Here is a 12102-nt window from a genome sequence, read left to right on the forward strand (position 1 = left end):
CGCCGCACGTCACTTGGTGTTGATGACCTTGTCGATCGCGGCGTCCGCTTCCTTCGCGGCGGCGGCGACGGACTTCTTGCCGGTGCCGATGGACTGGAGCATCGTCTGCAACACCTGGGCCTTCTCCACCTGACCCCAGCCGGGGGCCGTCGGGACGAACCAGTTGGACTCGGCGGCGATGGCCGGGACCGCCGTCGCCGGGTCGTTCTTCAGGGTGGCGAGGTCGGTCCGGTTGTTGGGCAGGTTGCCCTTGGCGATCAGCGCCTGCTGGCCGGCCGGGCCGGTGAGCGCGTTGATCCACTCGGCGGCGACGGCCTGCCGCGGGGACTTCACCGGGATCGCGAGGTCGGAACCGCCCAGGAAGACCGGCATGTTCTTGCCCGAGGGACCGGGCATCACGAAGTTCTCCAGGTTGTCCTTGAGCGTGCCGGTCTTGTCGTTCTTCGGGTCGGCGGAGGTCGCTCCCTCCCAGGCGGCGCCGAAGATCATGCCGGACTTGCCCTGCCCGTAGACGAGATAGCGGTCCGACTCGTCCTTGGTCTTGTCGCCGTGCATGTAGGAGTCGACGACCTTCTTGAACTCCCCCAGTCCCTTGAGGGATTGGGGTGAGGAGAGGGTGCCCTGCCACCGGCCGCCCTGTTCCTTCGCGATGGCGCCGCCGGCGTCGTAGACGAAGGACATGGCCGCGTACCAGTCGCGGGTGGGCTGGTACCAGGCGGAGAAGGAGTCGCCCCGCTTCTTCTGGACCTTGTCGAGGGCGGCGGTCAGTTCCGGGTAGGTCGTCGGCGGGGTCTTCACCCCGGCCGAACCGAACACGTCCTTACGCCAGTTGGCGACCCGGCCGCCCGCGTAGTAGGGGACGCCGTAGGTCTTGCCGTCGTAGGTCACCGAGGCCTTGAGGCCGTCCAGCCAGGCGGCGGAGCGGTCGAACGTCGCCGGGTCGACGGGGGCGAAGGCGCCCTTGACCATGTAGCCGAGCATCTCGGTGTTGCCCATCTCGACCACGTCCGGCACCTGGTCGGTGGCGAGGACGGCGTCGAGCTTGGTGTTCTTGTCGGGCCACCCGTAGTACTCGTGGTGGATCTTGAGACCGGGGTGCTTCGCGACGACCGCCGCGTCGGCCGCCTTGACCAGGTCGGGCCAGTTGTTCTGGGCGTCGACGGTGAGCCAGACCGTCAGCTCCTTGGCGTCGCCCTGGCTGCCCGAGCCACCGCCCCCGCACGCCGCGATGGAGACCATCATGCCCGCGATACCGATCGCGGCTGTCAGCTTGCGCTTCACGCCACCCTCCTCACTCGGGGATGCCACAAACCCCCCTGCCCCTGGACCAATGGTGTAGACCAGTACCGGGAGCTTGGCTCAGACCAACAGGCGTGTCAAGGCTGGCGAATAGGCTCCGACCAGCCGTTATGGGACCTACATATGCAGGAACCTTTAAGTAAGAAGCTCTCGAAAACCCGGCTCCGCGGGGCCATACTCCGGTAGACCACTGCACGTGGTGGACTAGACCAACAGCGGGCGTGACGGTATACAGAGGGGATCACGGAGCGTGTGGGTTCTGCTCGCGCGCGGCCGTGCCACGATGTGGGCCGTGGCCGACGGGATGTCGGCCGCATCGGCACCGGGAGCCGGGAAGGCAGAGCATGAGCACCGACGTCGGCAGTGCGGAGAACGAGGGTGGGGCAACCGTCCGTACCGCGCGCGTGCCCAAGTACTACCGCCTCAAGAAGCATCTGCTGGACATGACGGAGACCCAGACGCCCGGCACGCCGGTGCCGCCGGAGCGGACCCTCGCCGCCGAGTTCGACACGTCCCGCACCACCGTCCGCCAGGCCCTCCAGGAACTCGTGGTGGAGGGGCGGCTGGAACGGATTCAGGGCAAGGGCACGTTCGTCGCGAAGCCGAAGGTGTCGCAGGCGCTGCAACTCACGTCCTACACCGAGGACATGCGGGCCCAGGGGCTCGAACCCACGTCGCAGCTCCTGGACATCGGGTACGTCACGGCCGACGACCGGCTCGCCGGGTTGCTCGACATCACCGCGGGTGGGCGGGTGTTGCGGATCGAGCGGTTGCGGATGGCCAACGGGGAGCCGATGGCGATCGAGACGACGCACCTGAGCGCGAAGCGGTTTCCCGCGCTGCGGCGGTCGTTGGTGAAGTACACCTCGTTGTACACGGCGCTTGCCGAGGTGTACGACGTGCGGCTCGCGGAGGCGGAGGAGACGATCGAGACGTCGCTCGCCACGCCTCGGGAGGCGGGGTTGCTGGGTACGGATGTGGGGTTGCCGATGCTGATGTTGTCTCGGCATTCGCTGGACCTGGGCGGTCAGCCCGTGGAGTGGGTGCGGTCCGTCTATCGCGGGGACCGGTACAAGTTCGTGGCCCGGCTCAAACGTCCGTAGGGGGTTGGCGGTTCGCCGTGGCGGGGCAGGTCGTCGGACGAGTGCGGCGCCGTCGCGGCTGATCGCGCAGTTCCCCGCGCCCCTTACAAGCAGGGGGTTGCCCGGCCGTGGGCTGGAATACTCGGGCCGGTCGGTCGCGCCCACGCGGCGGAGCCGCACATGGACAACGCCCCGCGCCCCTTACAAGCAGGGGGTTGCCCGGCCGTGGGCTGGAGAGCTCGGGTCTCGCTGCAAGCCTCAACCTGCCCCCGGTGTACGGGATTTCGGGCAAGCGTTCTACTGGGCGGAGGTTCGTTCTCGTGGTGTACCGATATGCGGGCGTGGTCTTCCGTCGGGGTGGGGGGCTGACCTAGATTGCGTGCGCTTGCGCTGGTGAAGCGCAGGTTCACGCACGAGGGACGGAGCCGCGGATATGTCGGAGTTGCGGGAAGCGGGACCACCGGTGGTGACACCGGTACGGGTGGTGATCGCGCTCTGCCTGGCGGCGCCGTTCGTGGCGGTGCTGTGGGTCGGGTCGTTCGCGAAGACGGACCCGACGTTCATCGGCATCCCGTTCTTCTACTGGTACCAGATCGCGTGGGTGCCGATCTCCACCGCGCTGACCTCGATCGCCTACCAGCTGTGGAAGCGCGACCAGCGTGCCCGCACCGGCGCGAAGGGGGGTGCGTCGGCATGAAGGACGGCGTGAACGGCGTCGCGCTCGGCGTCTTCATCTTCTTCTTCGTGGCCGTCACGGCCGTCGGCTTCCTCGCCGCGCGCTGGCGGCGGGCCGAGAACGAGCAGAGCCTCGACGAATGGGGCCTGGGCGGACGGTCGTTCGGCACCTGGATCACCTGGTTCCTGCTGGGCGGCGACCTCTACACGGCGTACACCTTCGTGGCCGTTCCGGCGGCGGTGTACGCGGCGGGCGCGGCCGGCTTCTTCGCGGTGCCGTACACGATCCTGGTGTTCCCGCTGATCTTCACGTTCCTGCCCCGGCTCTGGTCGGTCTCGCACCGGCACGGGTATGTGACGACGTCGGACTTCGTGCGGGGCCGTTTCGGCTCCAAGGGGCTGTCGCTCGCGGTCGCCGTCACCGGCATCCTCGCGACGATGCCCTACGTCGCGCTCCAACTCGTCGGCATCCAGGCCGTCCTGGACGTGATGGGCGTGGGCGGCGGCGCGGACACGCACTGGTTCATGAAGGATCTGCCGCTGCTGATCGCGTTCGGTGTGCTGGCCGCGTACACGTACTCGTCGGGGCTGCGGGCACCGGCGTTGATCGCGTTCGTGAAGGACACGCTGATCTACCTCGTCATCGCGGTGGCGATCATCTACATCCCGATCAAGCTCGGCGGCTTCGACGAGATCTTCGCGAAGGCCGACGCCAAGTTCACGACGGCGGGCGCGGGCGGGCTGCTGCCACCGGCGGCCGGGCAGTGGACGTACGCGACGCTGGCGCTCGGGTCGGCGATGGCGCTGTTCATGTACCCGCACTCGATCACCGCGACGCTCTCCTCCAAGAACCGTGAGGTGATCCGCCGCAACACCACGATCCTGCCGCTGTACTCCCTGATGCTGGGACTGCTGGCCCTGCTCGGGTTCATGGCGATCGCGGCCGGCGTGAAGGTCGACAACGGCCAGCTGGCGATCCCCCAGCTGTTCGAGGACATGTTCCCCGACTGGTTCGCGGGCGTAGCGTTCGCGGCCATCGGGATCGGCGCGCTGGTGCCGGCGGCCATCATGTCGATCGCGGCGGCGAACCTGTTCACGCGGAACATCTACAAGGACTTCATCAGGCCCGACGCGACGCCCGCGCAGGAGACCCGGGTCTCCAAACTGGTCTCGCTCCTGGTGAAGGTCGGCGCGCTGGCGTTCGTGCTCACGATGGACAAGACGGTCGCCATCAACTTCCAGCTGCTGGGCGGCATCTGGATTCTCCAGACGTTCCCGGCCCTGGTCGGCGGCCTGTTCACGCGCTGGTTCCACCGGTGGGCGCTGCTGGCGGGCTGGGCGGTCGGCATGGCCTACGGCACGCTCGCCGCGTACGGGGTGGCGTCGCCGACGCAGAAGCACTTCGGCGGCTCGTCGGCCGACATCCCCGGCATCGGTGAGATCGGTTACATCGGCATGACCGCGTTCGTCCTCAATGCCCTGGTGACGGTGGTCCTGACGTTCGTCCTGAAGGCGACGAAGACCCCCGACGGCATCGACGAGACCACCCCGTCCGACTACACAGCCGACGCAGGCGACCCAGGAGTAACCCCAAACCTCCCCCCAGCAACAGCAACCGCCACCCACTAACCGGTTCCCTGTTTTTTAGGGGCGCGGGGCTGTATCGATATGCGGCTCCGCCGCGTGCGCGCGACAAGCCCCCACCGGACCCCAGCGGGCCGCCGAACCGAACCACCCACGGCGGCCCGCAGCCACGTCCACACCTGAACGCCCCCCAGCACAAACCCCCTGTTTTTTAGGGGCGCGGGGAACTGCGCGACAAGCCCCCACCGACCCCGCAGCGGGCCGCCGAGCGAACCAGCCACGGCGGCCCGCCGTTCATGTCCGCGAGCCCCGCAAACCCGCCCCCAGCCCCGCGCAGGGGGGCCACGCGGGGGCCCGTGCAACGCCCCCAGAACACCCCCAGAAGCCCGCCCGCAGGGCGCTCCCAACGTGACTCAACCCAACGGAGAGTTGACGCTCCGAGACCGTCGCGACACAACATCTGGGGGTGCCACCCTCACCCGGCACTAGATGTATGCTCGTGCTCGCTGTCGCCGCAGGGGAATCCGGTGCGAATCCGGAACTGTCCCGCAACGGTGTACTTGCGTACCCTCGCGTACCCGCGAGCCGTACGCATGGCCAGTCCGAGGACCTGCCGACAGCGCACCCGAACCTCCCGGTCCGGGTGCCTGTAGAACGTCCGGGCCTCGTGGAATGGGCGGCTGGACGCGACACACGCCAGTGTTTCGCGGCTGAGCCCTGCCCGCTTTCGAGGCCCCCGTGCCGAGCGAGGGAGAGCCCCCACGTGACCATCGCGCCAGTCGACCCGGCTTCAGTCACCCCGGTGGAGAACGACGGTCCCGGTGCCGCGCTGCTGCGGACCCTGACCGAGCTGACCGCCGACCTCCCCGACGCCGACCCCGGCCGGGTCGCCGCCGCCGCGCTGCGCGGCCGGTCCGCGCGGGCGGACGAGGCGGAACTGCGCGAGCTGGCCACCGAGTCGGCGGCCGGCCTCATCTCCGAGGACCCCGCGTACTCGCGGCTGGCCGCCCGGCTGCTGACCATCAGCATCGCCAAAGAGGCCGCCACGCAGGGCGTCACGTCCTTCACCGAGTCGATCACCGTCGGCCACCGCGAGGGCCTGATCGCGGACCGCACCGCGGAGTTCGCCCGGGTGCACGCCGCCCGCCTCGACGCGCTGGTCGACCGCCAGGGCGACGACCGCTTCGGCTACTTCGGCCTGCGCACCCTGTACAGCCGTTACCTGCTGCGTCACCCGATCACCCGCAAGGTCGTCGAGACGCCCCAGCACTTCATGCTGCGGGTCGCCTCCGGTCTCGCCGAGGACGACAGCCTCCGTTCGGTCGACGAAGTCGCCGCGCTCTACGGGCTCATGAGCCGCCTGGACTACCTGCCGTCCTCCCCCACGCTCTTCAACTCCGGTACCCGGCACCCCCAGATGTCGTCCTGCTACCTGCTGGACTCGCCGCTGGACGAGCTGGACTCCATCTACAGCCGCTACCACCAGGTGGCCCGCCTCTCCAAGCACGCCGGCGGCATCGGCCTGTCCTACTCCCGCATCCGCAGCCGCGGTTCGCTGATCCGGGGCACCAACGGGCACTCCAACGGCATCGTGCCGTTCCTGAAGACGCTGGACGCCTCGGTGGCCGCGGTGAACCAGGGCGGGCGGCGCAAGGGCGCGGCCGCGGTCTACCTGGAGACCTGGCACTCCGACATCGAGGAGTTCCTTGAGCTGCGCGACAACACCGGCGAGGACGCCCGCCGCACCCACAACCTGAACCTCGCGCACTGGATTCCGGACGAGTTCATGCGCCGGGTCAACGCCGACGGCCAGTGGTCGCTGTTCTCCCCCTCCGACGTGCCGGACCTGGTCGACCTGTGGGGCGACGACTTCGACGCCGCGTACCGCAAGGCGGAGGCCGCCGGGCTCGCGAAGAAGACGCTGCCGGCCCGTGAGCTGTACGGCCGCATGATGCGCACCCTGGCGCAGACCGGCAACGGCTGGCTGACCTTCAAGGACGCGGCCAACCGCACCGCCAACCAGACGGCCCTGCCCGGCCACACCGTGCACTCCTCGAACCTCTGCACAGAGATCCTGGAGGTCACGGACGACGGCGAGACCGCGGTCTGCAACCTCGGCTCGATCAACCTCGGCGCGTTCGTGGTGGGCGGCGAGATCGACTGGGAGCGCCTCGACGACGCCGTCCGCACCGCGGTGACGTTCCTGGACCGGGTCGTCGACATCAACTTCTACCCGACCGAGGAGGCGGGCCGCTCCAACTCCAAGTGGCGTCCCGTCGGTCTGGGCGCGATGGGGCTCCAGGACGTCTTCTTCAAGCTGCGGCTGCCCTTCGACTCGCCCGAGGCGAAGGCGCTGTCCACCCGGATCGCCGAGCGGATCATGCTGGCCTCCTACGAGGCGTCCACCGACCTCGCCGAGCGCAACGGCCCGCTGCCCGCCTGGGAGAAGACCCGCACCGCCCGCGGTGTGCTGCACCCCGACCACTACGACGTCGAGCTGACCTGGCCGGAGCGCTGGGCGGCGCTGCGCGCCCGGATCGCCGCCACCGGTATGCGCAACTCGCTGCTCCTGGCGATCGCCCCGACCGCGACCATCGCGTCGATCGCGGGCGTGTACGAGTGCATCGAGCCGCAGGTGTCCAACCTGTTCAAGCGCGAGACGCTGTCCGGCGAGTTCCTCCAGGTCAACTCCTACCTGGTCGACGAGTTGAAGCGGCTCGGCGTCTGGGACGCGCGGACCCGTGAGGCGCTGCGCGACTCCAACGGCTCGGTGCAGGAGTTCGCGTGGATTCCGGCGGACGTGCGGGCGCTGTACCGCACGGCGTGGGAGATCCCGCAGCGCGGTCTGATCGACATGGCCGCCGCCCGCACCCCGTACCTCGACCAGGCGCAGTCGCTGAACCTGTTCCTGGAGACGCCGACCATCGGCAAGCTCTCCTCGATGTACGCGTACGCCTGGAAGTCGGGTCTGAAGACGACCTATTACCTGCGCTCGCGTCCGGCGACCCGGATCGCGCGGGCCGCCCAGGCCCAGGCGCAGGCCACCGTCCCCGTCCAGCAGGCCGCCGACCCCGACGCCGTCGCCTGTTCCCTGGAAAACCCCGAGTCCTGCGAGGCCTGCCAGTAATGACCAGCGAAGCCAAGAACCTGCTCGATCCCGGCTTCGAGCTGACCCTTCGTCCGATGCGCTACCCGGACTTCTACGAGCGCTACCGGGACGCCATCAAGAACACCTGGACCGTCGAGGAGGTGGACCTCCACTCGGACGTCGCCGACCTGGCGAAGCTGTCCGCGATGGAGCAGCACCTGATCGGCCGTCTGGTGGCGTTCTTCGCGACCGGTGACTCGATCGTGGCGAACAACCTGGTGCTGACGCTGTACAAGCACATCAACTCCCCCGAGGCGCGGCTCTACTTGAGCCGTCAGCTGTTCGAGGAGGCCGTGCACGTCCAGTTCTATCTGACGCTGCTCGACACCTATCTGCCGGACCCGGAGGACCGTACGGCGGCCTTCGCGGCGGTGGAGAACATCCCCTCGATCCGCGAGAAGGCCCAGTTCTGCTTCACGTGGATGGACTCGGTGGAGAAGCTGGACCAGCTGGAGACGCAGGCGGACCGCCGGCGCTTCCTGCTCAACCTGATCTGCTTCGCCGCGTGCATCGAGGGCCTGTTCTTCTACGGCGCCTTCGCCTACGTCTACTGGTTCCGCAGCCGGGGCCTGCTGCACGGCCTCGCGACCGGCACCAACTGGGTGTTCCGTGACGAGACCATGCACATGAGCTTCGCGTTCGACGTCGTCGACACCGTCCGCAAGGAGGAGCCGGAGCTGTTCGACGACGCGCTGGAGCAGCAGGTCACGGACATGATGCGGGAGGCCGTCGAGGCCGAGTTGCAGTTCGGGCGCGACCTGTGCGGCGAGGGTCTGCCGGGCATGAACACGGAGTCGATGCGCCAGTACCTGGAGTGCGTCGCCGACCAGCGCCTTGGCCGCCTCGGCTTCAAGCCGGTGTACGGCTCGGAGAACCCGTTCTCCTTCATGGAGTTGCAGGGCGTGCAGGAGCTGACGAACTTCTTCGAGCGCCGCCCGTCCGCGTACCAGGTCGCCGTGGAGGGCACGGTCGACTTCGACGAGGACTTCTGACCGGTCAGGTCACCTTTGTGTTCGCAGGGCGGTCCGCGGTTCTCCGCGGGCCGCCCTTCGGCCTGCCGCGACACCCGGGGAACGGGAACGGCGGCTTCCGCGTCCAAGCGGCGAGGAGGCCCCATGCGACCCACGCACCACCGCCCCGCACGCGCCCTGGCCATCACCGCCCTGGCCCTGCTGCTCACGTCCTGCGGCACCGACCAGAGCGGCGGCAACGACGATCAGGGCGCCGGCGCCCGTGTCTCGCCGTCCCCCTCGGCCTCCGCACGGGACTGTGCCGCGCCGCCGGCCCAGCTCGGCGCCGGGGACAGCGGGCGCACGGTGTGCGTGGCGGCGGGCGGGGTGGTGAGGGTGAGCCTGGACGGCGGCGACGGCCGCCCCTGGAAGCCCCTCGCCGTGAGCGGGACCGGTCTCAGGGCGACCAACAGCGGGATCGTGCTGCGGACCGGCGACGCGTCGGGCGCGTTCGAGGCGGTCGCCGCCGGGACGACGACACGGCTCACCTCGACGCGCCCGCTCTGTGCGACGAAGGCGGGGCAGTTGGCGTGCCAGGGCCTTCAGGAGTGGTCACTCACCGTGATCGTGAAGTAGGCCCTAACCCGTGCCCCACCCCGCGCCCCGGCCCGTGGTCCGGACCTCACCGTGGGACCGGCTTCAGCAGCAGCCGGTTGGGGCGCAGGGTGACGCCCACCCGGGGTGTGGGGTCGGAGCCCGGCGCGGGTTCGAAGCGGAACGCGGTGGCGACCGCCGCCGTGAGAAGGCTCAGCTGGGCCATCGAGAAGTGGTCGCTGGGGCACTTTCGATTGCCGACGCTGAACGGGCTCATGGCGAATTTCGGTACCTCCTTGGAGCGCCCCGGAAGCCATCGGTCCGGGTCGAACTCCAGGTGGTCCGCGTAGGACTTCGGGTCGCGCTGGATCGCGTAGGGGCTGTAGATGATGTCGGACCCGGCCGGAATGCGATAGCCACCGAGTTCGGTGTCGGTCACCGCCCGCCGGGTCAATATCCAGACGGCGGGGCGCAAACGCATCGTTTCGACGACGACATTGTTGGTGTGCGTGAGCGCACGGATGTCGTCGAATGCGACGGGTCGGCCGCCGGTGACGGATTCGACTTCGGCGCGCACCCGGTCCGCGTGTTCCGGATGTTGCGCGAGGAAGTGCAGCAGCCACATGATCGTCGATGCGATGGTTTCACTGCCCGGGGTGAGGATCGCAACGACCTGGTCGTGGATCTCCTGTTCCCCGATGGGGTCGCCATTGTCGTCCTTCGCCGCCAACAATGCCGTCAGCAAATCGTCCGGCTTTTGACCAGATGCTCTGCGTTCGTCGATGATCTCGTCGACGAGGAGATGTAAATCGGCCAGGGCCCGGTTGAATTCCCGGTTGGCCGGGAACGGCAGCCGGTAGAGCGGACCGAGGGGTACCACCATCCGGCGGTACATGCCCCGGAAGACGGTCGCGAGGGCCACGCACAGCCGCTCCGCGCGCTCGTCCATGTACTCGCCGCGCAGCAGACAGCGGGCCGCGACCCGCACCGCCACCCGGAACGACTCCGAGGTGCAGTCGATGACCTCGCCCGACCGCCAGCGCACGGTCAGGTCGTGCGCCTCCGCCTCCAGGATCGCCCCGTACCCGGGGATCGCGTCGAGCCGGAACGCGGGCTGGATGGTGCGCCGTTGACGCCGGTGGAGGGGACCATTGGCGGTGGCCACGCCCTCCTTGCCGAGCAGCCCCTCCAGGGACTCCCAGAGCGGTCCGGCGATGATGAAGTCATGGCTGAGGGCGAGCGCCCCGGTGAGGGCCGGGGTGGTGGGCGCGTACACCGTCTTCGGGCCGAGCTTCAGCCGGACGACGTCGCCGTGGGCACGCAGGCCGGACATGAAGGCGAGCGGGTCGCCGGCCAGCTTCAGGCCGTGGCCGAGCACCGGGACCCGGCCGCCCGCGAAGGGGGGTTCACGCAACTGCGGGGACGTGGCCCCGTCGGTCTCGGTACGTACGGACTCGACGGTCATTTCTCACCTGCCGCTTCGTTGTTGACGTACGGGGGCGTGGACCGGTCGTCCCAACTGTCCACCATGTAACGACCGGACTCGTGGTGGAACCAGTAGACGGAGCTGAACCAGTTCCGCATGTTCTCGACACAGATTCTGACGGCGGCACCGAGTTCTTTCCCGTGCACGGTCCCGTCGGAGAGTTCATCGGCGAGCCGCAGCGCACCTTGCTCGACTTCGAGGAATTCCGTGATGCATTCCTCGACTCTTCGGCGCACTTCGACGACCGCCTCTTCCAGAGTCAGCCCCTCGTATTTGATGAGGCTGATTCCAAGATTATGCACCTCATCCCCCGCTATTTCCTTCGGAAGGGAACAGAGGTCGTTGTACCAGGCGGCGAATTCATGGCTCAGCAGAGCGGCCCGCACATAATGCGGGTGTTTCCGCACGGCATCCGGGAGCACACATCCGACGCCCAGTTCCAGAAGGTCGGTCCAGATCCAGTGCGCGAAGGTGAGCCGGCGCAGTTCGAGATACTCCTCGACGGTCGGGATGACACCCTCGGTGCGATTGTGGAACTCCCGGTCGTACGCCTCGATCACCGCGTGGAAGTGCCGGGCGAAACGGGCGTTCCAGGACTCCGGCAGGAACGCGTAGAGCCGCACCATGCAGTCCGCGAACCCCGCGATCAGCGGGTCCGGGTGGCTCAGGTGGTCCTGTGGGGCGTCCAGCGCCGTGTGCAGCAGGAGCCGCAGCCGCCGCCAGGCGTCGGAGCGCCGGTGGACGATGTCACGGTCGTGCCGGTCGTCCCAGACGAAGAACCACGCGCTGTAGTCCGCGATCGCCTGGAGCACGTCGTCGGGTGCCCCCAGGTAGTACCCGGCCATCAGGTCCGTGTAGCACAGGCCGTCGGCATATTCTTCGACCTTGTCCGCCGGCATGAGCCGTTTCTCCAGGAGCCAGGTCCTGGTCTTCTCCTGGAGCCTCGGCCAATACGCGTGCCGTTTCCGGGGAAACGCGCCCTCGATCACCGGAAGACGGAGTGTGGGCGGTACCGCGACCGCGGTCACCGTCGATGTGGTGCTGTGTGAGAAAGCAGGCACGAAACAAACCCCTCTCATCCGCCAGTCGGCGAACGCCCCTCCCGCTGTGCCGGGCGCACGCCGTTGCGCATCCCCGCACTTCCTATTCAGCACCACAACTGACCGCTATGGGAACGGATTTGCTCCATTCACCACCCTGCGGCGCCTAGTTCCTCCCCTTGTGTGACCGAATACGGATCAGCTTCGCCCGGATGGGATCAAATGTGCGTCGCACATATGAACG

General features: G+C 68.4%; 9 protein-coding genes and 1 riboswitch. Of the genes, 6 read left to right on the forward strand and 3 right to left on the reverse strand.

Going from position 1 to position 12102, the window contains the following annotated elements:
* Positions 1 to 9: 9 nt before the first annotated feature.
* Positions 10 to 1281 carry an extracellular solute-binding protein gene (locus tag ACIQOU_RS15900; protein ID WP_401537285.1) on the reverse strand — a complete coding sequence of 424 codons (1272 nt, stop codon included), beginning with the start codon at positions 1279 to 1281 and terminating at the stop codon, positions 10 to 12.
* Between the two features lie 362 nt (positions 1282 to 1643).
* On the opposite strand from ACIQOU_RS15900, the gene ACIQOU_RS15905 reads away from it, so the two are divergent.
* From ACIQOU_RS15905 to ACIQOU_RS15930, 6 genes are all read left to right on the forward strand, one after another.
* Positions 1644 to 2402: a GntR family transcriptional regulator gene (locus tag ACIQOU_RS15905; RefSeq protein WP_401537286.1), complete on the forward strand. Its 759-nt coding sequence runs from the start codon at positions 1644 to 1646 to the stop codon at positions 2400 to 2402.
* Between the two features lie 412 nt (positions 2403 to 2814).
* Positions 2815 to 3078 carry a DUF3311 domain-containing protein gene (locus ACIQOU_RS15910; RefSeq protein WP_401537287.1) on the forward strand — a complete coding sequence of 88 codons (264 nt, stop codon included), beginning with the start codon at positions 2815 to 2817 and terminating at the stop codon, positions 3076 to 3078.
* On the forward strand, positions 3075 to 4685 hold the full coding sequence (gene mctP / locus ACIQOU_RS15915) for a monocarboxylate uptake permease MctP (protein ID WP_401537288.1): 1611 nt from the start codon (positions 3075 to 3077) through the stop codon (positions 4683 to 4685). Before ACIQOU_RS15910 ends, mctP begins: the two co-directional genes overlap by 4 nt.
* A gap of 431 nt (positions 4686 to 5116) precedes the next feature.
* A riboswitch (cobalamin riboswitch) is annotated at positions 5117 to 5273 on the forward strand.
* Positions 5274 to 5403: 130 nt separating this feature from the next.
* Positions 5404 to 7767 (forward strand): ribonucleoside-diphosphate reductase subunit alpha, encoded by a 2364-nt coding sequence (locus ACIQOU_RS15920; protein ID WP_401537289.1) that lies wholly within the window; start codon positions 5404 to 5406, stop codon positions 7765 to 7767.
* Positions 7767 to 8780, forward strand: a complete 1014-nt coding sequence (locus ACIQOU_RS15925; RefSeq protein ID WP_401537290.1) for a ribonucleotide-diphosphate reductase subunit beta — start codon at positions 7767 to 7769, stop codon at positions 8778 to 8780. Before ACIQOU_RS15920 ends, ACIQOU_RS15925 begins: the two co-directional genes overlap by 1 nt.
* A 123-nt stretch (positions 8781 to 8903) precedes the next feature.
* Positions 8904 to 9374, forward strand: coding sequence for a hypothetical protein (locus ACIQOU_RS15930; protein ID WP_401537291.1), 471 nt, complete (start codon positions 8904 to 8906; stop codon positions 9372 to 9374).
* 46 nt (positions 9375 to 9420) lie between these two features.
* On the opposite strand, the gene ACIQOU_RS15935 is transcribed toward ACIQOU_RS15930, so the two are convergent.
* Both ACIQOU_RS15935 and cyc1 read right to left on the reverse strand, forming a co-directional pair.
* The gene (locus ACIQOU_RS15935) at positions 9421 to 10797 is read right to left on the reverse strand and encodes a cytochrome P450 (RefSeq protein WP_401537292.1); all 1377 of its coding nucleotides are present in this window, start codon (positions 10795 to 10797) and stop codon (positions 9421 to 9423) included.
* The gene (cyc1, locus tag ACIQOU_RS15940) at positions 10794 to 11879 is read right to left on the reverse strand and encodes an epi-isozizaene synthase (RefSeq protein WP_401537293.1); all 1086 of its coding nucleotides are present in this window, start codon (positions 11877 to 11879) and stop codon (positions 10794 to 10796) included. Before cyc1 ends, ACIQOU_RS15935 begins: the two co-directional genes overlap by 4 nt.
* Positions 11880 to 12102: the final 223 nt, after the last annotated feature.

The sequence above is a fragment of the Streptomyces sp. NPDC091279 genome, assembly GCF_044757465.1.
Lineage (GTDB): Bacteria > Actinomycetota > Actinomycetes > Streptomycetales > Streptomycetaceae > Streptomyces.